Below are 19,264 nucleotides of genomic sequence, written 5' to 3'. Positions count from 1 at the left end.
GTAAAAACTTAGGCTTAGATGAGGGGCGAGCCCTCATCTAAGCCTAAGTTTTTGCTTTCTCGCCCGCCCAGGGCGAGATAGAAGCGGTGTTCGAGCCTTGACAAATCGGGCTCGCCGTGCGCTTTTCCGCCCGATTTTCTCGTCGGCAGGCGAGGGGCTTGCATGTCCTTTCGCCGCGGCCCGCCAAGTCCAGGATATATACTATGCATCGCTATCGCAGCCACACATGCGCCGCCCTGCGCAAGTCCGACGTCGGTTCGACCGTCCGCATCTCCGGCTGGGTTCATCGCGTCCGAGATCATGGCGGCGTGCTGTTCATCGACCTTCGCGATCACTACGGCATCACCCAGGTCGTCGCCGACCCTGATTCTCCGGCCTTCAAGCTCGCCGAAACCGTTCGCGGCGAATGGGTCGTCCGCATCGACGGCCTCGTCAAGGCTCGCACGGACGATACCGTCAACAAGACCATGCCGACCGGCGAGATCGAGCTCTATGCTCAGGAGATCGAAGTGCTCTCCGCGGCCAAGGAATTGCCGCTGCCGGTCTTCGGCGAGCCGGATTATCCGGAAGACGTTCGCCTGAAGTATCGCTTCCTCGACCTGCGCCGCGACACGCTGCACAGGAACATCGTCAAGCGCACGCAGGTCATCTCCTCGATGCGCCGCCACATGGGCGACGTCGGCTTTACCGAATATACGACCCCGATCCTGACGGCCTCGTCGCCGGAAGGCGCGCGCGACTTCCTCGTGCCGAGCCGTATCCATCCCGGCACCTTCTACGCGCTGCCGCAGGCGCCACAGCAGTACAAGCAGCTGCTGATGGTTGCCGGTTTCGACCGCTACTTCCAGATCGCGCCGTGCTTCCGTGATGAAGACCCGCGTGCCGATCGTCTGCCGGGCGAGTTCTATCAGCTCGACCTCGAAATGAGCTTCGTGACGCAGGAAGACGTCTGGAACACTATGGGCCCGCTGATGACCCAGGTGTTCGAGGAATTCGCCGAAGGCAAGCCGGTCACCAAGGAATGGCCGCGCATCCCCTATGACGTCGCCATCCGCAAGTATGGCTCCGACAAGCCGGACCTGCGCAACCCGATCGTCATGGAAGCCGTCACCGAGCATTTTGCCGGCTCCGGCTTCAAGGTCTTCGCGAACATGATCGCCTCCAACCCGAAGGTCGAAGTCTGGGCCATCCCGGCCAAGACCGGCGGCTCGCGCGCTTTCTGCGACCGCATGAACGCCTGGGCGCAGAGCCAGGGCCAGCCCGGCCTCGGATACATCTTCTGGCGCAAGGAAGGTGAAAAGCTCGAAGGCGCCGGCCCGCTCGCCAAGAACATCGGCGAAGAGCGCACGGATGCGATCCGCACTCAGCTCGGCCTCGATGACGGCGACGCCTGCTTCTTCGTCGCCGGCGATCCCTCCAAGTTCTACAAATTTGCCGGCGAGGCGCGTAACCGCGCCGCCGACGAGCTGAACCTGATCGATCGCGACCGTTTCGAGCTGTGCTGGATCGTCGACTTCCCGTTCTTCGAATGGAGCGAGGAAGAAAAGAAGATCGATTTCGCCCACAACCCGTTCTCGATGCCGCAGGGCGGCCTTGAGGCGCTGCAGAACCAGGATCCCCTTACGATCAAGGCGTTCCAGTACGACGCCGTCTGCAACGGCTTCGAAATCGCCTCGGGCTCGATTCGTAACCAATCGCCGGAAACCATGGTTGCCGCCTTCGAAAAGGTCGGCCTCAGCCAGGCCGACGTCGAAGAGCGCTTCGGCGGTCTCTACCGTGCCTTCCAGTACGGCGCGCCTCCGCACGGCGGTGCGGCCTTCGGGATCGACCGTATCGTCATGCTGCTCGTCGGCGCCAAGAACCTGCGCGAGATCTCGCTGTTCCCGATGAACCAGCAGGCACAGGACCTGTTGATGGGCGCTCCCTCGGCCGCAACGCCGACGCAGCTGCGTGAACTTGCCATCCGTCCGGTGCCGCCGGTCAAGAAGGACTGAGTTTCTTCAGGCTTGACGAAATGCAAAACCCGGCGACCGAAATCGCCGGGTTTTTGTTTGGAGCCACTGTGTCAGTTAGATCCCGGCGTAAACAGCTTTCGCCAGATCCATCGTAAATTGCCCCCACATGCCTTCCAGTGCCGTGTTGGTCAGGGCAACCACCGTCAAGCCCTTTTCAGCGTCCACGAACCAGCTGTGGCCGTAGACGCCGCCCCATTTGATTGTGCCGGCGGAGAAGGGAACCTGGCCCGCAACAGGGTCGGTGACGACGGACCAGCCATAGCCAAAGCCGAAACCGGCCTGCAACGCCTGCATATGGCCGCCTGCCTGATCGGTCATCATCGTTTTCACCGTATCGGGTGAGAGCAGCGGCGCACCGCCCTTGCGGATGGCGTCGAGAATAGCCAGCACATCGCTTGCCGTTCCCGCCATGCCCGCACCGCCGGAGTGGTAAGAGGCGGGATCGAATATCCGGTCGGGCGCAAAGCGGATCACGCCATCGAGTATCGGAACAAGCGTACCGTCTTCCATTCGTTGCGGCTGGGGATTGCCATTCACGTAATTGGCCGAGAGGCGGCTGCGATCCCGAACCGCGAATGCCGTATCGGAAAGGCCGAGAGGCTTCATGACGAGCTCTGCGACCACATCGCCGAGCGCGCGACCGGTTTCCTTTTCGATGATGCCGCCAAGCACGTCCATCGCCAGCGAATAACGCCAGTTCTCACCCGGCGTAAAGAGAAGTGGCGCGTTGGCAAGACGCTGGAGGTTGTCAGCCACTGATCGGCCCGGTATGTCCAGACCGTCGGATACGCCGGCCCGATGATATGGACCGTCCTGCTCCTCCGCGAAGGTATAACCCAGTCCGGACGTGTGCGTGAGGAGATGGCGGATACGGATGACGGCTTCGCTCCCATCCGGCAGTCGCGGCCGGAAATCCGGAAGCCATTTGGTGATCGGGTCTTGGAGCCCGATGCGGCCCTGCTCGACAAGCCGCATGGCGATGATGGTGACGATCGGCTTGGTGACGGAGGCTAGCCGGAAGATGGCATCTTCCTGCATCGCCACGTCGTTTTCCCGATCCGCCAGCCCGGCGGCGCGGTGATAGGCCAGCTCTCCGTCCTTTGCGATCAGGACTACCGCCCCGACCAGTCTCTTGTCCGCCAGAGCGGAGTCAATCGCAGCATCGACGCCTTCAGCAAGGCTGCCGTCGCTTGGACGCGTGGAATTTTCCAGGGGAAGACTCATGGGGCAAAACCTTCTATAATCACAATGACCATTCCTGAATAAACCAGATCGGGAAATAATTCTAGAGTGACCATTGTGAAAAATATTGAAGAGACGGAAAATTCTTCCCCGCGCAAGCGTGGACGTCCGCCGGCGTTCGATCGCGAAACCGTTCTCGCCTCGGCGCGGGACACTTTCTGGAAACATGGCTACGACGGTTCTTCCATCGCCGATCTGACAGCGGCGATGGGCATCACGCCGCAAAGCCTCTACGCGGCGTTCGGCTCCAAGGCCGAGCTCTATCGCGAGACGCTCGACCAGTATCGCCGCATGCCGCGGCCCGAGCCCGGCAATCCGTTTCTCGACAAGGTGGATACGGTGACGGCCTTCGAACGCTTTCTGATGAATTCCGCCGCGATCTTCACGGCGCCGGAGCATCCGAAAGGCTGCATGATCTCGACGGCGGTGTTGAATTGCGCCGAGGAAAACGAGCCGATCGCCAATCATGTCGCCTCCATGCGCCTCCAGACGCTGGAGATTTTCGTGACGCGGATCGAACGCGGCATTGCAGAGGGCGACATGCGGCCGGGTGCCGACGCTCATTCGCTCGCGCGCTTTCTGGGGGCGATCGTGCAGGGCATGTCCGTTCAGGCGCGCGACGGCGCGACGACGGAAGAATTGCTCGCCCTGATGGCTCATGCGATCAGCGAGCTGAGGAAGTATCAGCTGCGGCAGGAGCCTTAGTCGCCGGCAAAGAAAAACCCGGCGACCGAAATCGCCGGGTTTCCAAATGCTTCAGGGAACGGCAGCTTAGTCGTTCGAGGAAACCTTGAGGCCGATCACCTGCGGGATCGTCTGCGGTGCGCCCATGGCAGCGCCGATGATCATCGGCACCGGAACCGGCTTGCCGGGAGCAGCCGTAACCGTCAGGCTCTTCGGGTTGTCGAGATAGGCGCTAACGGCAGCCGAAACGGCGTTCTGCAGTTCCGGAACGTTAAGCTGTGCCATCATGATCGGCGTCATTGCCTTCAGCGTGTCGCCGAGCTGCTTGCCGGTAACGCCCTGCTGCTTGCCGGCGAAGTCGAGCGCGCGTGCGGTGATCGACGCATCGTCGAAGCGAACCTGGGCGCTGTTGAAGGTCAACTGCTGCAGCAGGCCCAGCATGGCGAGGCCGGCCGACTGCTGTGCTTCCTGCTGGTTCGGGTTGGAGCGAACCGTCTTCAGTGCATCCTGCATCGACTTTGCAAATGCCGGGGTATAGCCGGAAATGCTGAAGGCCAGGTTCAGCTTGCCGATATCCTTGAAGTCGAAGGAATATTCGCTGATGTCGATCGTGCCGGGGCCGATTTCCCAGCTGCCCTTCATGGCAACGGTGCCGTCGACCTGCTGCAGCTTGAGCGCTTCGATGGCGTCCTTGGCCTTCGGATCGTCGACCTTGCTGAGATCGGCCTTGATGCCGTTGATCTTGGCGTCGAAATCGAGACCAGACTTGTCGTCGCGCTTGTTCATCGTGGCGTCGGCGCCCTCGATCGAGAACACTTCGACATCGTCCTTGGTAACGGACACGGCGCCGGCATGGGCGCTCTTGTAGTAGAGAAGCGAGCTCAGGTCGCCCTTGGTCGCATCAGCCGGGATCTCGACGCCGTTCAGCTTCAGATCGGTGGCGGATACAGCCGCGCCATCCTTGTTGAAGTCGACATCCGCAAAGTCGATTTCCTCGATCGTATAGCCGCCGTCGTTTTCTTCGACGCCATCCAGCGTGATGTCGCCAAGCGGAATGCCGTCTTCCAGACCGGTCGCCTTGAGAGTGGCGCCCTTCAGCGTTACCGTGTCGCCGTCGATGTCGATGCCTTCGGCGGCGATCGAACCGCCCTGCTGGCCGTACACGTCGTTGATCTTCTTCAAGAGATCGTTACCGTCAAGTGCGAAGGCGGAGCCGGCGAAAGACAGGATGGCAGCGCTGCAGAGCATCAGCCGCGTGGTCCGATAGAAAGTCATAATGGCGTTTCCTCGTTGAGCCCGTAGTATTGATGGGGACGTACATATTGAGCGTGTACTGCGCTGACTTATATTGATCTTTCTCAAAAAATCCAATGAGATTGAACGTCGAGAGCAAGTGCAGCAAAAATGTATCGATAGCCCGTGTCAAGATCCGTGAAACACCTTCATCCACAGGTGCTTTCCACCGATTTCTTGCCGGGAATCGTCATCTCCGATAGTCAAGGGCCATGGGACAAAATCTTAAACCGCCGTCCGGTGACGGCGACGACAATATCCTTCCAGTCGACCTGAAGGCCGCGCTCGAGGAGCGCTATCTGGCCTATGCGTTGTCGACGATCACGCAACGCGCGCTTCCCGACGTTCGCGACGGGTTGAAGCCGGTGCATCGCCGTATCGTCTATGCGATGAGCGAGATGGGACTGCGCCCCAACTCCGCCTTCCGCAAATGCGCGAAGATCGTCGGCGAGGTGATGGGTAACTATCATCCGCACGGCGACCAATCGATCTACGACGCGCTGGCACGCCTCGCGCAGGACTTCTCGCAGCGCTACACGCTGGTCAACGGGCAGGGCAATTTCGGCAATATCGACGGCGATAGCCCGGCCGCGATGCGTTACACCGAATCCAAGATGACGGCGGTTTCCGAGCTGCTGCTCGAAGGCATCGACCAGGACGCGGTCGATTTCCGCGACACCTACGACGAGTCGAACTCCGAGCCGATCGTTCTGCCCGGCGCTTTTCCAAACCTGCTTGCCAACGGTTCCTCCGGCATCGCCGTGGGCATGGCGACCTCCATCCCCTCGCACAACGCCCATGAGCTTTGCGACGCCGCGCTGCACCTGATCAAGGATCGCGACGCCACCGTCGAGAAGCTCGTGGAACTCTATATTCCCGGCCCAGATTTTCCGACCGGCGGCATCATCATTGATGATCGCCGGAGCATCATCGAGAGCTACAAGACCGGACGCGGCGGCTTCCGTGTTCGCTCCAAATGGGAGATCGAGGATCTGGGCCGTGGCGGCTACCAGATCGTCGTTACGGAAATTCCCTTCCAGGTGCAGAAGTCCCGGCTGATCGAGAAGATCGCCGAGCTGCTGCTGGCCCGCAAGCTGCCGCTGCTCGAGGACATTCGCGACGAGTCCGCCGAGGATATCCGCGTCGTCCTGATACCGAAGAGCCGTACCGTCGATGCGACCATCCTCATGGAGTCGATGTTCAAGCTGACGGAGCTGGAAAGCCGCTTCCCGCTCAACATGAACGTCCTGTCCATGGGCCGCATTCCAAAGGTCATGGCGCTGAACGAAGTGCTGAAGGAGTGGCTGGACCATCGCCGCGAAGTGCTTCTGCGCCGTTCCCGCTTCCGGCTCGCCGCCATTGAGAAACGCCTGGAAATCCTCGGCGGTTTCCTGATCGCCTACCTCAATATCGACGAGGTCATCGCCATCATCCGCGAGGAGGATGAGCCAAAGCCGGTGATGATGGAGCGGTTCGGGCTCACGGACAATCAGGTCGAGGCGATCCTCAACATGCGGCTGCGCTCCTTGCGCAAGCTGGAAGAGTTCGAAATCCGCAAGGAATTCGATGGCCTGACCAATGAGAAGGCTGATATCGAGACTTTGCTGGCCTCGGAAGAAAAGCAGTGGCAGACGGTTGCCTGGGAAATCGGCGAGGTGAAGAAGAAGTTCGCCAAGGCGACCGACATCGGCCGCCGCCGCACGCAGTTCGCCGAGGCGCCCGAGGCCGACGACGCCGCCATCCAGCAGGCGATGATCGAGAAAGAACCGATCACGGTCGTCGTCTCGGAAAAGGGCTGGATCCGCGCCCTGAAGGGCCATATTTCCGATACGTCGTCGCTGACCTTCAAGGAAGGCGACGGTCTCAAGGTCGCCTTCCCGGCGCAGACGACGGACAAGATCCTCATCATCACGACGGGCGGCAAGGCCTATACGCTCGGTGGCGACAAGCTTCCCGGCGGCCGTGGTCATGGCGAGCCCCTGCGGATCATGGTGGATATGGAAAACGATCAGGACGTGCTGACCGCTTTCGTCCACGATCCGCAGCGCAAGCAACTGATCGCCTCGACGGTCGGCAACGGCTTCATCGTGGCCGAGGCGGAACTGGTCGCCAACACCCGCAAGGGCAAGCAGATCATGAACGTCTCCTATCCGGACGAGACCAAGCTTCTGGTGCCGGTGTCCGGCGATCACGTCGCCGTCGTCGGCGAGAACCGCAAGATGGCCATCTTCCCGCTTGCGCAGGTGCCCGAAATGTCGCGCGGCAAGGGTGTGCGCCTGCAGCGCTACAAGGATGGCGGCATTTCCGATATCCGGTGCTTCGTGATTGCAGACGGCCTGACATGGGAAGACAGCGCCGGCCGCACCTTCACCAAGACCAAGGACGAACTGGTGGAATGGCTGGGCGATCGCGCCGGCACCGGCCGCGCCGTGCCCAAGGGCTTCCCCAGAAGCGGACGGTTCTCCGGGTGAGGCTTGGTTGAACTGAGTTTGAGGCAATCGGCCTGTTACGGTCGATTGCCGCAAGAAGCGCCCTGAGCCTTAGCGAAGGGCAGGGGCGGCCGATAGAGCGGGCCGTCACCCGGCTAGCGGGACGCAGTAATCCTTGAAGAAGTGCGTGGCGCCGATCTCGTCGATTTCTCCGGCCGCAACACCTAATACTAGCGCAACGACCATCCCATCGTCTGCTTCGATCAAATAGCCATTGATGTAGAGAAATGTGAAAGCTGCGAGGTATCCGGTTCTTTTGTTCCCATCGGAAAAAGGATGGTTTCGCACCAGACCGTAAAGATAGGCCGCAGCTAGAGCGAATAAATCATTTTCACCATATGCAGCCTTGTTCAGTGGACGGGCCAGTGCCGCTTCCAGGGCATTCTCGTCTTTTAAGGCCGGCAATCCACCATGTTCGACGATCTGCTCCTCATGCATAATCTCCACGGCTTCACGTAATAGCCATTGATACTCATTCATTTTGCGAGTTCGCGTAGGGCGCTGCGATATTTCTGCATACCAAGCCTTGCCGCACGTAGTTGCTCTGCAATGTCGGCGCGCTCCGGAACCAATTCGATGTTGCCGTTCACTTCCCGTATTTCCAGCGAGTCGCCGTTTTTCAGGCCAAGCCTCTGGAGAACTTCCTTCGGAATAATAACGCCTTCGGAATTGCCGATCTTTCGGATGGTGACGTTCATGTCTCAGCTCCAATGTAATAACCGAGTTATAACATTGGGCGATTGTGATTTCAATTTACAAGGTCTTACGCCGCGAGCGCCGCTCTTGCCTTCGCCCGCGCCTGCCATAACGAGTGGGCGGCAAGTGCGAGGATCAGGATTGCGCCGCCGGCCAGGGTCAGCGTGGTCGGCGCTTCGGCGAAGATCAGCCAGACCCAGATCGGCGCCAGGATCGTTTCCAGCAGATAGAACATCGCCACTTCCGGCGCCGAGAGGAAGCGCGTGCCTGTCGCAAGGCACCAGAAGGAAAGCGGCATCAGCACCGCGCCATCGAAGAGGATCCAGCCGGGATGTTCGATGGAAAAGCCCGAGGGCGCTATATGGTAGAGCCCGACGGCGGCCGGAATGACGGCGGCCAGCAGGGAGGCGAAGCCCATGTCCCGCCCCGAAGCGCGGCCTATGGTGATGGCGCAGGCGATGGAAAACGAGGCGAGCACCGAAAGCGCATCGCCAAGCAGATGGCCGCTCTCCATGCCGCCTCCGACGATCAGGCCGACCCCGAGGAGCATCACCGCCATGGTGATGAATGTCGAAAGGGCAGGGCGCTCCTTGAGGAAGATCCAGGAGAGCAGCGCGGTGAACATCGGGTTGAGTGCGATGATGAACACCACATTCGCCGCCGTCGTGTAATAGACGGCGAGAAGAAAGGTAATCGTCGTCAGCCCGTAGAAGAACCCGACCGGAAGCCCGAGCCAGCCCGGCAGCACGCTTTGCAGCGAACCGGTGACGCGGCGAATGACCACAAGGACGGCGAGCGCCACGACAATGGTCGCAAGGCTGCGTGCCGACAGCACCGACCAGACCTCGCCGCTGGACAGCCGGATCAAGGGTATGTCCATCGACAGGGCCAGTCCGCCGAGCGTCGTCAGCAGCAGGCCCTTTTTATGATCCGAAAGATGGGAGAACATTCAGCGGAAGGTATCTTTGCCGCCGTCTGCGGCGGGATCGAAACGTTCCCAGCCGCGCGGCGTGAGATGTTCCTGCGGTTGGAAGCGGGTCTTGTAGTCCATCTTGCGCGAACCCTTGACCCAGTAGCCAAGATAGACGTGCGGCAGGCCGAGCGCTTTCGCCCGCCTGATATGGTCGAGGATCATGAAGGTCCCCAGCGACCGCTCGTCGAGATCGGGATTGAAATAGGAATAGACCATCGACAGCCCGTCGCTCATGACGTCGGTCAACGCTGCCGCCAGCAACTCGCCTTTCGGGCGCTGTTCCAGCCCCGAGCCTTCCTCGCGGCGGCGATATTCGATGATGCGCGTATTCACATGCGTATCCTCGACCATGATCGCATAGTCGAGCACGGTCATGTCGGACATGCCGCCTTGCTGGTGACGATAGTCGAGATAGCGGCGGAACAGCGAATATTGCTCGCTTGAAGGCTGCGCCGGAAATTCGGTGGCGATGACGTCGCTATTGGAGGCCAGTACCCGCCGCATCGACCGGGTGGGCTCGAACTCCTGGGCGAGGATGCGCACGGATACGCAGGCGCGGCAGGATTCGCAGGCAGGCCGATAGGCGATGTTCTGCGAACGCCGGAAGCCGCCCTGGGTTAGGATATCGTTCATCTCGGCTGCTCGGGGACCGACGAGATGTGTGAAGACCTTGCGCTCCATCTCGTTCGGCAGGTACGGGCAGGCAGCCGGTGCCGTCAGATAAAACTGCGGAGAAGGCGTCGACTGCGTGTTCATCTGCCGTTGATTGCCCTTTCTTTCGGCACCTGTTTTCTACAAGCATGGCCCAAGTTTAGAAAACGTCAACTACGTCCTTCGTTAAAGATCGAAGTTTCCTAATTGATGATGCGCCCGGGTGCCGCCTCGCGGACCTTTGCTTCCGCGAGGAATCGTGTTGTTTCGGTATCGCGACGTGCTCTCAGGCCGTACGGGCGATGACGGTGCCCAGCAGCAGGTCGTGCAGCAGCCGGCTGCGGTCGGTAAAGAGGCCCACCAGCAGGATCAGCGGCGTCAGGACCGAGTTCAGGATCCAGAACAGCGCCAGATGGACGATCGCCGTCAGGAAATCCATCCGGCGGCCATCGACGCGGACCATGGTGAGGCCCATGGCGCGCATGCCAAGGGAAGCCTGGTAAGGTCCGCCGAGCGTCCAGCCGAAATAAAAGCCGGCGACGAGAATGAAGAGCACCGGATAGAGGAAGAAACCAAGCCCAAGCGTCAGGATCGAAACGAAAAACAGAAGCACGGCTGCGGGAATGCAGAGCAGCGCGACGATGATGTAATCGACGATGAACGCGAAGATGCGCCTGCTCAGCACGCCGCTATAAGCGCGCCAGTCGTCCGGTGCTGCATAGAGCGGGCTGGGGTTCAGGCTCATGACTTTTCTCCTTGGCGCAGAACCTCTTCAATCATTCCGACTGAGGAAGAATTCAAGCACAGGTTACGGATATACTGTTGCATGACGACCGAAATGGGGCGCCCTGCAACAGGGAAACACTTGCCGAACATATGGTATCGGGTGCCGCAAATACAATAAGCGGGTGGCGGCAAGCTATTTCTTCGCCAGGTGCCTCGCCACATCCACCGCGAAATAGGTGAGGATGCCGTCGCACCCGGCGCGCTTGAAGGCGAGCAGGGTTTCGAGCATCACCCTCTCTCCGTCGATCCAGCCATTGGCGGCCGCCGCCTTGATCATCGCGTATTCGCCGGAGACCTGGTAGGCGAAGGTCGGGAGGCCGAACGCCTCCTTCAGCCGCCAACAGATGTCGAGATAGGGCAGGCCGGGCTTGACCATCAGCATGTCGGCGCCTTCCTCGACGTCGAGCGTGGCATCGCGCACGGCCTCGGTGCCGTTGGCCGGGTCGATATAATAGGTCTTCTTGTCGCCCTTCAGCAGGCCGCCGGTGGAAATCGCTTCGCGGTAGGGGCCGTAGAAGGCCGAGCTGAACTTCGTCGCATAGCTCATGATGCCGACATTCTGGTGGCCGGCTGCATCCAGCGCCTGACGGATCGCGCCGATGCGCCCGTCCATCATTTCCGAAGGCGCGATGATATCGGCGCCCGCATCGGCCTGGTAGACGGCGGCCCGCGCCACCTGCTCGACCGTCTCGTCGTTGACGATTTCGTTGCCGCGCAGGATGCCGTCATGGCCGTGGCTGGTGAAAGGATCGAGCGCGACGTCGGTAATGACGCCAATATTCGGCACGGCCTTCTTGATCGCGGCGCTGGCAAGGTTGATGAGATTGTTTCTCTCAAGGCTGTTGGAGCCCGTTTCGTCGCGCAGCTCCATCTCGATGTTCGGGAAGGTGGCGAGGGCGGGAATGCCGAGATCGGCTGCTTCCTTTGCCGCTTCGACGGCCTTGTCCACGGTCATGCGGTTGACGCCGGGCATGGCGGGGATCGGCTCCAGGATGCCGGTGCCGGGAATGAGGAAGATCGGCCAGATCAGATCGTCGACGGTCAGCCTGTTCTCCTGCACGAGGCGGCGCGTCCAGTCGGCCTTGCGGTTGCGTCGCATGCGGCGATGTCCGGTGATCTCGTCGACCAGATGCGTCTTGTTTTCCATGATGCCGCCATCCTTCTTCGTCTATTTGTGGCCTTATTCCATGGGCAGCGTACCTACCACGCTGTCCCCAGGATTCAAAACCAGACGAAAGGCCGCAGCCATTATATTCTGGCGAGGCCGATGCCTCATACGTATTGTTCGCGCATGGAACCTGATTCTTCGACCGTACCCAAGAATACGCTGACGGACATCCTGTTCGTGCTGTTCCTGCGGCTGATCGCGATCGCCTGCTTCTGGCTCGGCCTGCAATATTGGGCCATGCTGGTTGGCTATTCGCTGGAAGGTCATGCGCGGTTCGACCTGCTCGCGCTGCCATGGAAGGTCGCAGCCGCCGGACTGGCCGTCGTCTTCCCGGTTGCCGCGCTCGGATTGTGGCTCACCGTCTCCTGGGGGCCGGTCATGTGGGTGCTGGCCGCAGGCGGGCAGGCATTGATGTATGGGGTCTGGCCGGAGATCTTCGGATCCAATCCCTTGATTATGATCTTGCATGCCTGCGTGGCCGTGATTTATTGCCTTTTCCGTGTTCTGCTCTGGCAGGAAAAGCGGCGCCGCCGCCGGCAGCAGGTAATGGTTGATTTACCCTGAGACACCAAGACTTCATGGTAAGGTGCTGTTAAGCCTGCAGTTTAAGTAGAATTTTATGTGTATTCGATAGGGTCTCACTCAAGGCGGGAAGAAAACGACACCGCCAAACAAAACAGAGTGAGGCCAAGTCATGATGAACACGAAAATCAAGCCGCAGGCAGTTGCGAACGCTCGGGATCAGCAGGTTGACGACATCCGGGCCCTCTACATGGAATCCCTTCACCTGGTCGAGCGTTTGCACCGCCGCCTGCTTGATGTCATCAAGGACGAGTTCGACCGTCAGGGTCGCGACGACGTCAATGCCGTACAGGCACTTCTCCTTTTCAACATCGGCAACTCCGAACTGACGGCCGGCGAACTGCGCTCCCGCGGTTTCTACCTCGGTTCCAACGTTTCCTACAACGTCAAGAAGCTGGTCGATCTCGGCTTCATCAACCATCAGCGCTCGCGCATCGACCGTCGCTCGGTCCGCATCAGCCTGACGGAGACGGGCCAGGACATCGCCGAAACCGTTGCCAAGCTCTATGAGCGTCACATCGGCTCGATCGACAAGGTCGGCGGCATCGGCACCGACGAATTCACCCAGATGAACAAGCTGCTGCAGCGCCTGGACCGCTTCTGGAACGATCAGATCCTCTATCGCCTGTAAGTAACGGCGCGGATCGATCACGCGACCTTCCAGTAAAAGCAAGCTGGACACGTTCCCTGCGTGTCCGGCTTGAACGCGTTGCAAAGCCGGTAGTTGTGCGTTTTTTGCCACGTCCACGCGTCACCTTCCGCTACATGTAACGTGTAGTGCGGCTAAGCCATTGACGGCGGGTGAATACACGCTATGAACCACGCGCAGCTGTGGTATTTTAGCAAATGCAGTTTGGCTTTTCTTTCGCCGTCGCATGGCAGGGCAAGTTTCATGCCGGGCGACACGAATTGGCCATATTGCTATGACAGCGGAAACTGACGGCAGGCAGCGTTCTCAAATTTCGATCTTCCAGCCCCAAGTCTTAGCTTCGCGATATTGTGATAGTTCGTGGCCGGGTTTTTGATGGCGCATTAAGGGAACGGATTGATATTGAGCGGCGTTACTTGGCACAGGCTGCGCTATTTACTGCTTCCTCTCTAGGCTGCGCGTCATTAGATCGTAGCGTCGAACGGTTGGGATATGTCGAAGAAAAACGGAATTGAACCCTTTTCGCGCCGCTCCTTTTTGCGGTCGGCCGTAACTTTTGGCGCTGCCGCGTTGGCCGCACCGGCCCTCGCGCAAAACGCGACTCCACTGGAAGCGTTGATCAATGACCGTTCTCGCGGCAATTGGGACGACCAGTTCGACGCCAAGGCCGCGGCACGCACGGCCGCCGCCGTGCAGTCGAACACCCCGATTCTCGGGCCGGATTCCGTACCGAACATTCAGCAGGCGATCGCCCAGTATCAGAGCATCGTTGCCAATGGCGGCTGGCCGCAAGTCACTCCCACGAGCCAGCAGCCGCTGCAGATCGGCGTTACCGATCCCGCCGTGCAGTCCCTGCGCCAGCATCTGATGGTCACCGGCGACCTGCCGCGCGAGGCGGGCATTTCCTCGTCGTTCGACTCCTACGTGGACGGCGCCGTCAAGCGCTTCCAGGCCCGTCATGGCCTGCCGCCGGATGGTGTGATCGGCGATTTCACGCAGAAGGCGATGAACATTCCCGCCAATGTCCGCCTGCAGCAGCTGAACACCAATCTCGTCCGCCTTCAGACGTTCCCGTCCGACCTTGGCCGCCGTCACGTCATGGTCAACATCCCGGCGACCCGCGTTGAAGCCGTGGAAGACGGTCAGGTGGCGTTGCGCCACGAGGCGATCGTCGGTCGTGAATCGCGCCCGACGCACATCATCAATTCGAAGATCTACGAGGTCATCCTCAACCCCTACTGGACGGCGCCGCGCTCCATCATCATCAAGGACATCATGCCGCTGATGCGGAAGGATCCGACCTACCTGACGAAGAGCAACATCCGCCTTCTCGACGGCAAGGGCCAGGAAGTAGCGCCGGAGACGATCGACTGGAATTCGGACAAGGCGCCGGACCTGATGTTCCGTCAGGACCCGGGCAAGACGAACGCCATGGCGTCCACGAAGATCAACTTCCACAATCCCAACAACGAATACATGCACGACACGCCGGAGCAGGGCCTGTTCAACAAGCTGATGCGTTTCGACAGCTCGGGCTGCGTGCGCGTTCAGAACGTGCGCGACCTGGCGACCTGGCTGCTGGCCGAAACTCCGGGCTGGCCGCGCCAGCACATCGAGCAGGTCATCTCCACCCGCGTCAACACGCCGATCACCCTGGCGACGGAAGTGCCGGTCTATTTCGTCTATATCTCCGCCTGGAGCGCGGCCGACGGTATCGTCCAGTTCCGTGACGACATCTATAATCTCGACGGCAATTCCCAGCTGGCGCTCGACACGACCCAGGGCATGGAACAGCCGGTTCAGTAATCGGCAGATTTCGAGCTTGATTGTTATCGAAGCCGCATCCCTGGATGCGGCTTTTTCGTCTGCCGGCGTCGCTCATCGTAGAATGCCCAGCAAATGTCGCTGATCGTATTGCTCTCCGATCACCCTGACGCTAATACCGTCTGCATTGCCTTTCCGGCCGTTCAGGAGCTTTCACGATGACCAATGCGTCCACCGAACCCTTCTTCAATCGCTCGCTTGCCGATACCGATCCGGAAATCTTTGGCGCGATCGGCAAGGAACTGGGTCGCCAGCGGCACGAAATCGAACTGATCGCCTCGGAAAACATCGTCTCGCGCGCCGTGCTGGAAGCGCAGGGCTCGATCATGACGAACAAGTATGCCGAGGGATATCCGGGCAAGCGCTATTACGGCGGCTGCCAGTATGTCGACATCGCCGAAGAACTCGCCATCGAGCGCGCCAAGAAGCTGTTCGGCGTCAACTTCGCCAACGTCCAGCCGAATTCCGGTTCGCAGATGAACCAGGCCGTCTTCCTTGCGCTGCTGCAGCCGGGCGACACCTTCATGGGCCTCGACCTGAATTCGGGCGGTCACCTGACCCATGGCTCGCCGGTCAACATGTCCGGCAAATGGTTCAACGTCGTTTCCTACGGCGTTCGTGAAGGCGACAACCTGCTCGACATGGACGCTGTTCAGCGCAAGGCCGAAGAAACCAGGCCGAAGCTCATCATCGCCGGCGGCACCGCCTATTCCCGCATCTGGGACTGGAAGCGTTTCCGCGAGATCGCCGACAGCGTCGGCGCCTATCTGATGGTCGATATGGCCCACATCGCCGGCCTGGTTGCCGGTGGCCAGCATCCGTCGCCGTTCCCGCATTGCCACGTCGCCACCACGACCACGCACAAGTCTCTGCGCGGCCCGCGCGGCGGCATGATCCTCACCAATGACGAGGATCTGGCCAAGAAGTTCAACTCGGCCGTCTTCCCCGGCCTCCAGGGCGGCCCGCTGATGCACGTCATCGCCGCCAAGGCCGTTGCTCTCGGCGAAGCGCTGCAGCCTGATTTCAAGGACTATGCCGCCCAGATCGTCAAGAACGCCAAGGCTCTCGCCGAAACGCTGATCTCCGGCGGTGTCGATGTCGTCTCCGGCGGCACCGACAACCACCTGATGCTGGTCGACCTGCGCAAGAAGAATGCCACCGGCAAGCGCGCCGAGGCAGCGCTCGGCCGCGCCTATGTCACCTGCAACAAGAACGGCATTCCGTTCGACCCCGAAAAGCCCTTCGTCACGTCGGGCGTTCGCCTCGGCACGCCGGCCGGCACGACGCGCGGCTTCAAGGAAGCCGAGTTCCGCGAAATCGGCAATCTGATCATCGAAGTGCTCGATGGCCTGAAGGTCGCCAATTCCGACGAAGGCAATGCCGCCGTCGAGGCCGCCGTGCGCGAGAAGGTGGTCAAGCTCACCGACCGCTTCCCGATGTACGGCTACATGGGCTGAGGAGGGCGCATGCGCTGCCCTTACTGCGGCTCTGAAGATACCCAGGTCAAGGACTCGCGCCCGGCGGAGGACAATACCTCCATCCGCCGGCGGCGCATCTGTCCGGATTGCGGCGGTCGCTTCACCACCTTCGAGCGCGTGCAGCTGCGCGAGCTGATGGTCATCAAGAAGACCGGCCGCAAGGTGCCGTTCGATCGCGACAAGCTGGTGCGCTCCTTCGAGATCGCGCTGCGCAAGCGTCCGGTCGATCGGGACCGGATTGAGCGGGCCGTTTCCGGCATCGTCCGCCGCCTCGAAAGCTCCGGCGAAACCGAGATCAGTTCCGAGCAGATCGGCCTTCAGGTGCTGGAGGCGCTAAAGAGCCTCGATGACGTTGCCTTCGTGCGCTATGCGTCCGTCTATCGCGATTTTTCCCATGCCGAGGATTTCGAGCATGTGATCGACGAGATCAACGCGAAGATCGCCCGCGATCCGCTGGATCCTTGACCATGGCAGCGCGGCCCGAGGACGAACGTTTCATGGCCGAGGCCATCCGTTTGTCGCGCAGGCATCTCGGATTGACCTCGACCAACCCGTCCGTCGGCTGCCTCATCGTCAAGGATGACGTCGTTCTCGGCAGCGGCGTGACGGCCGTCGGCGGCCGCCCGCATGCCGAGCCGCAGGCTTTGGCCGAAGCAGGAGAAGGGGCGAGGGGCGCTACCGCCTATGTGACGCTCGAGCCCTGTTCTCACTACGGCAAGACCCCGCCCTGCGCCGAAGCCTTGATCGCCTATGGCGTGGCGCGCGTCGTCATCAGCGTCACCGATCCCGATCAGCGCGTATCCGGTCGCGGCATCGCCATGCTGCGTGACGCCGGCATCGAGGTCGATACCGGCATTCTGGAGACGGAAGGCAGGCGGTCCCTGGCGGGCTATCTCATGCGCCAGACGAGAAACCGGCCCTATGTGACTCTCAAGCTTGCCGTTTCCGCCGATGGCATGATCGGCAAGACGGGCGAGGGGCAGATTCGTATTACCGGCGATGCCTCGCGCGCGCAGGTGCAGATGCTGCGCGCCGAAAGCGACGCCATTCTCGTCGGAATCGGCACGGCGATCGCTGACGATCCGGAATTGACCTGCCGCCTTCCGGGCCTGGAAGATCGCTCTCCCCTGCGCATCGTTATCGACGAAGACCTTCAACTGCCGCTCGGCAGCAAGCTGGTGAGAACGGCGCGGCAATATCCGGTCATCGCCGTTGCCGGCCACCAGCCACCCTTTGACGAGAATACGGATAACGCCTTTTTGGGGCGCCGCGCCGCCCTCGATGCCGCGGGCGTCGAGGTATTGCAGTCCAATTCGGCCGAGCCGGGAGAATTGCTGGAGGCGCTCGGCACGCGCGGGATTTCCTCCCTGCTGGTGGAAGGCGGGGCCAAGACCGCACGGCGTTTCCTCGATACCGGAATGGTCGACCGCATCCTGCTGTTTCAGGGGCCGGCCGATATCGGCGAAGGCGGTATTGAATCGCCCGTCCTCAAATCCAATATCCCACCCAGTTTCACGCATATCGGCGAAAGCCGCTTCGGCGACGATCGCTGCGACGAATTCGAAAGAGGTTTTTGATGTTTACCGGAATTGTCACCGACGTCGGCACGGTCGAAACCGTTTCTCCGCTCAAGGAAGGCATCAAGCTGCGGGTCGCCACCAACTACGATCCGGCGACGATCGACTTGGGCGCATCGATTTCGCATGCGGGCGTTTGCCTGACAGTCACCAAACTGCCGGAAGAGGGCAGCAACGGACGCTGGTTCGAGGTCGAGGCCTGGGAAGAAGCCCTGCGCCTGACGACCATCGGCACCTGGGAAGCCGGAGCCAAGATCAACCTCGAGCGTTCGCTCAAGATTGGCGACGAACTCGGCGGCCACATCGTCTCCGGCCACATCGACGGCAAGGCGGAAATTCTCTCCGTGACGGCCGAAGGCGAGGCCACGCGCTTCCGCCTGCGTGCGCCGGAACACCTCGCAAAATTCGTCGCGCCGAAGGGTTCGGTTGCGCTCGACGGCACCTCGCTGACGGTCAATGCCGTCGACGGCACGGAATTCGACGTGCTCCTGATCCGCCATTCGCTCGAGGTCACGACCTGGGGCGAGCGCAAGGCCGGTGACTTCGTCAATTTCGAAGTCGACACCATGGCGCGCTACGCGGCCCGGCTGGCCGAATTCCCGGTCGTCCGCGAAGGCTGAGCTGAACAGGTCGGGCCGGTTTGACGGCGGGGCGAATAGGCGCTCCGGCTGCTTTATGCGAGCATCTTCTCCATAAGAAAATTCGCCAGTGTCTGGCCGCGCTTTACGACTTGTTGCGCGGTCAGGACTGCAAAGCCCTTGCGCTCGAAGAAGGGGCGGGCGGTCAGGCTCGCCTCCGTGAAAATCCGCTGTAGACCCTGTCTGCGGGCGGCGCTTTCGACGGTGGCGAGCAACAGGGTGGCTACGCCCTTTCCCTGATAGTCGGGAGCGACGAACATCATATCCAGGAGGCCATCCGACGTGAGGTCGGTAAAGCCGATGGGCAAGGAACCATCCATTGCAAGCCAGGTCGGCCGGCTCGCCCGATACCGTGCCCACACTTCGGTGTCATCGACCTTCGCCCAGGCCGCGATCTGCGCCGGGCTGTAATCCTTGGACGCCACCTCGCGAATGGCCCGCAGGAAAATATCGATCGTCGCCTGCGCATCACCTGGCTCGTAAGGTTTGATGGAAAATCTCTCTCGCGAAACTGGCATA

19 protein-coding genes are annotated in these 19,264 nt (G+C 60.8%); 10 read left to right on the top strand and 9 right to left on the bottom strand.

The window, feature by feature from the left end; genetic code table 11:
• Positions 1-203: 203 nt before the first annotated feature.
• Positions 204-1,994: an aspartate--tRNA ligase gene (gene aspS, locus GR212_RS09465; RefSeq protein WP_163986211.1), complete on the top strand. Its 1,791-nt coding sequence runs from the start codon at positions 204-206 to the stop codon at positions 1,992-1,994.
• Positions 1,995-2,069: 75 nt separating this feature from the next.
• On the opposite strand, the gene GR212_RS09460 is transcribed toward aspS, so the two are convergent.
• Positions 2,070-3,239: a serine hydrolase domain-containing protein gene (locus GR212_RS09460; RefSeq protein WP_163986210.1), complete on the bottom strand. Its 1,170-nt coding sequence runs from the start codon at positions 3,237-3,239 to the stop codon at positions 2,070-2,072.
• Positions 3,240-3,305: 66 nt separating this feature from the next.
• Here GR212_RS09460 and GR212_RS09455 point away from each other — a divergent pair, with 66 nt between their 5' ends.
• Positions 3,306-3,962 (top strand): TetR/AcrR family transcriptional regulator, encoded by a 657-nt coding sequence (locus tag GR212_RS09455; protein WP_348643455.1) that lies wholly within the window; start codon positions 3,306-3,308, stop codon positions 3,960-3,962.
• Between the two features lie 66 nt (positions 3,963-4,028).
• Here GR212_RS09455 and GR212_RS09450 read toward each other — a convergent pair whose 3' ends face one another.
• A complete protein-coding gene (locus tag GR212_RS09450) occupies positions 4,029-5,216 on the bottom strand; it encodes a hypothetical protein (RefSeq protein WP_163986209.1) in 1,188 nt (395 codons plus the stop codon).
• Positions 5,217-5,446: 230 nt separating this feature from the next.
• Here GR212_RS09450 and parC point away from each other — a divergent pair, with 230 nt between their 5' ends.
• Positions 5,447-7,705: a DNA topoisomerase IV subunit A gene (parC, locus tag GR212_RS09445; protein ID WP_163986208.1), complete on the top strand. Its 2,259-nt coding sequence runs from the start codon at positions 5,447-5,449 to the stop codon at positions 7,703-7,705.
• Positions 7,706-7,810: 105 nt separating this feature from the next.
• Here the strand turns inward: parC and GR212_RS09440 are convergent, their stop codons facing one another.
• The 6 genes from GR212_RS09440 to hemB form a co-directional block, all read right to left on the bottom strand.
• Positions 7,811-8,203 carry a type II toxin-antitoxin system death-on-curing family toxin gene (locus GR212_RS09440; RefSeq protein WP_163986207.1) on the bottom strand — a complete coding sequence of 131 codons (393 nt, stop codon included), beginning with the start codon at positions 8,201-8,203 and terminating at the stop codon, positions 7,811-7,813.
• Entirely contained in the window at positions 8,200-8,421 is a 222-nt protein-coding gene (locus tag GR212_RS09435) for an AbrB/MazE/SpoVT family DNA-binding domain-containing protein (RefSeq protein ID WP_163986206.1), read from the bottom strand. Before GR212_RS09435 ends, GR212_RS09440 begins: the two co-directional genes overlap by 4 nt.
• 65 nt (positions 8,422-8,486) lie before the next feature.
• Positions 8,487-9,368, bottom strand: a complete 882-nt coding sequence (locus GR212_RS09430) for a DMT family transporter (protein WP_163986205.1) — start codon at positions 9,366-9,368, stop codon at positions 8,487-8,489.
• Positions 9,369-10,148, bottom strand: coding sequence for an arginyltransferase (locus GR212_RS09425; RefSeq protein WP_163986204.1), 780 nt, complete (start codon positions 10,146-10,148; stop codon positions 9,369-9,371). It lies immediately after the preceding gene.
• Between the two features lie 181 nt (positions 10,149-10,329).
• The gene (locus GR212_RS09420) at positions 10,330-10,788 is read right to left on the bottom strand and encodes an RDD family protein (RefSeq protein ID WP_163986203.1); all 459 of its coding nucleotides are present in this window, start codon (positions 10,786-10,788) and stop codon (positions 10,330-10,332) included.
• 174 nt (positions 10,789-10,962) lie between these two features.
• Positions 10,963-11,976: a porphobilinogen synthase gene (gene hemB / locus GR212_RS09415; protein ID WP_163986202.1), complete on the bottom strand. Its 1,014-nt coding sequence runs from the start codon at positions 11,974-11,976 to the stop codon at positions 10,963-10,965.
• 144 nt (positions 11,977-12,120) lie between these two features.
• Here hemB and GR212_RS09410 point away from each other — a divergent pair, with 144 nt between their 5' ends.
• The 7 genes from GR212_RS09410 to GR212_RS09380 all read left to right on the top strand — a co-directional run bounded on the left by GR212_RS09410 (position 12,121) and on the right by GR212_RS09380 (position 18,727).
• On the top strand, positions 12,121-12,561 hold the full coding sequence (locus tag GR212_RS09410; protein ID WP_112797217.1) for a DUF6163 family protein: 441 nt from the start codon (positions 12,121-12,123) through the stop codon (positions 12,559-12,561).
• A 133-nt stretch (positions 12,562-12,694) separates the two neighbouring features.
• Positions 12,695-13,210: a transcriptional regulator LdtR gene (gene ldtR / locus GR212_RS09405; protein WP_069616333.1), complete on the top strand. Its 516-nt coding sequence runs from the start codon at positions 12,695-12,697 to the stop codon at positions 13,208-13,210.
• Between the two features lie 510 nt (positions 13,211-13,720).
• Positions 13,721-15,034: a L,D-transpeptidase family protein gene (locus GR212_RS09400; protein ID WP_163986201.1), complete on the top strand. Its 1,314-nt coding sequence runs from the start codon at positions 13,721-13,723 to the stop codon at positions 15,032-15,034.
• Between the two features lie 176 nt (positions 15,035-15,210).
• Positions 15,211-16,509, top strand: coding sequence for a serine hydroxymethyltransferase (gene glyA, locus GR212_RS09395; protein ID WP_163986200.1), 1,299 nt, complete (start codon positions 15,211-15,213; stop codon positions 16,507-16,509).
• A gap of 9 nt (positions 16,510-16,518) precedes the next feature.
• Positions 16,519-16,995 carry a transcriptional regulator NrdR gene (nrdR, locus tag GR212_RS09390; RefSeq protein ID WP_015339425.1) on the top strand — a complete coding sequence of 159 codons (477 nt, stop codon included), beginning with the start codon at positions 16,519-16,521 and terminating at the stop codon, positions 16,993-16,995.
• A gap of 2 nt (positions 16,996-16,997) precedes the next feature.
• Positions 16,998-18,107: a bifunctional diaminohydroxyphosphoribosylaminopyrimidine deaminase/5-amino-6-(5-phosphoribosylamino)uracil reductase RibD gene (ribD, locus tag GR212_RS09385; protein ID WP_163986199.1), complete on the top strand. Its 1,110-nt coding sequence runs from the start codon at positions 16,998-17,000 to the stop codon at positions 18,105-18,107.
• The gene (locus tag GR212_RS09380) at positions 18,107-18,727 is read left to right on the top strand and encodes a riboflavin synthase (RefSeq protein ID WP_163986198.1); all 621 of its coding nucleotides are present in this window, start codon (positions 18,107-18,109) and stop codon (positions 18,725-18,727) included. The genes ribD and GR212_RS09380 overlap by 1 nt, the downstream gene beginning before the upstream one ends.
• Before the next feature lie 53 nt (positions 18,728-18,780).
• Here the strand turns inward: GR212_RS09380 and GR212_RS09375 are convergent, their stop codons facing one another.
• Positions 18,781-19,263, bottom strand: coding sequence for a GNAT family N-acetyltransferase (locus tag GR212_RS09375; protein WP_163986197.1), 483 nt, complete (start codon positions 19,261-19,263; stop codon positions 18,781-18,783).
• Position 19,264: the final 1 nt, after the last annotated feature.

It is taken from the genome of Martinezella lusitana, assembly GCF_010668395.1.
Taxonomy (GTDB): Bacteria; Pseudomonadota; Alphaproteobacteria; order Rhizobiales; family Rhizobiaceae; genus Rhizobium; species Rhizobium lusitanum_A.
Note: the sequence above shows the minus strand (reverse complement) of the source record. Positions and strands in the feature narration are given on the sequence as shown.

Excerpts from the sequence above, each read along its gene's own strand:
- aspS (WP_163986211.1), top strand. The coding sequence starts at position 204 with ATGCATCGCTATCGCAGCCACACATGCGCCGCCCTGCGCAAGTCCGAC.
- GR212_RS09460 (WP_163986210.1), bottom strand. The coding sequence starts at position 3,239 with ATGAGTCTTCCCCTGGAAAATTCCACGCGTCCAAGCGACGGCAGCCTT.
- GR212_RS09450 (WP_163986209.1), bottom strand. The coding sequence starts at position 5,216 with ATGACTTTCTATCGGACCACGCGGCTGATGCTCTGCAGCGCTGCCATC.
- parC (WP_163986208.1), top strand. The coding sequence starts at position 5,447 with ATGGGACAAAATCTTAAACCGCCGTCCGGTGACGGCGACGACAATATC.
- GR212_RS09440 (WP_163986207.1), bottom strand. The coding sequence starts at position 8,203 with ATGAATGAGTATCAATGGCTATTACGTGAAGCCGTGGAGATTATGCAT.
- GR212_RS09435 (WP_163986206.1), bottom strand. The coding sequence starts at position 8,421 with ATGAACGTCACCATCCGAAAGATCGGCAATTCCGAAGGCGTTATTATT.
- GR212_RS09430 (WP_163986205.1), bottom strand. The coding sequence starts at position 9,368 with ATGTTCTCCCATCTTTCGGATCATAAAAAGGGCCTGCTGCTGACGACG.
- GR212_RS09425 (WP_163986204.1), bottom strand. The coding sequence starts at position 10,148 with ATGAACACGCAGTCGACGCCTTCTCCGCAGTTTTATCTGACGGCACCG.
- GR212_RS09420 (WP_163986203.1), bottom strand. The coding sequence starts at position 10,788 with ATGAGCCTGAACCCCAGCCCGCTCTATGCAGCACCGGACGACTGGCGC.
- hemB (WP_163986202.1), bottom strand. The coding sequence starts at position 11,976 with ATGGAAAACAAGACGCATCTGGTCGACGAGATCACCGGACATCGCCGC.
- GR212_RS09410 (WP_112797217.1), top strand. The coding sequence starts at position 12,121 with ATGGAACCTGATTCTTCGACCGTACCCAAGAATACGCTGACGGACATC.
- ldtR (WP_069616333.1), top strand. The coding sequence starts at position 12,695 with ATGAACACGAAAATCAAGCCGCAGGCAGTTGCGAACGCTCGGGATCAG.
- GR212_RS09400 (WP_163986201.1), top strand. The coding sequence starts at position 13,721 with ATGTCGAAGAAAAACGGAATTGAACCCTTTTCGCGCCGCTCCTTTTTG.
- glyA (WP_163986200.1), top strand. The coding sequence starts at position 15,211 with ATGACCAATGCGTCCACCGAACCCTTCTTCAATCGCTCGCTTGCCGAT.
- nrdR (WP_015339425.1), top strand. The coding sequence starts at position 16,519 with ATGCGCTGCCCTTACTGCGGCTCTGAAGATACCCAGGTCAAGGACTCG.
- ribD (WP_163986199.1), top strand. The coding sequence starts at position 16,998 with ATGGCAGCGCGGCCCGAGGACGAACGTTTCATGGCCGAGGCCATCCGT.
- GR212_RS09380 (WP_163986198.1), top strand. The coding sequence starts at position 18,107 with ATGTTTACCGGAATTGTCACCGACGTCGGCACGGTCGAAACCGTTTCT.
- GR212_RS09375 (WP_163986197.1), bottom strand. The coding sequence starts at position 19,263 with ATGCCAGTTTCGCGAGAGAGATTTTCCATCAAACCTTACGAGCCAGGT.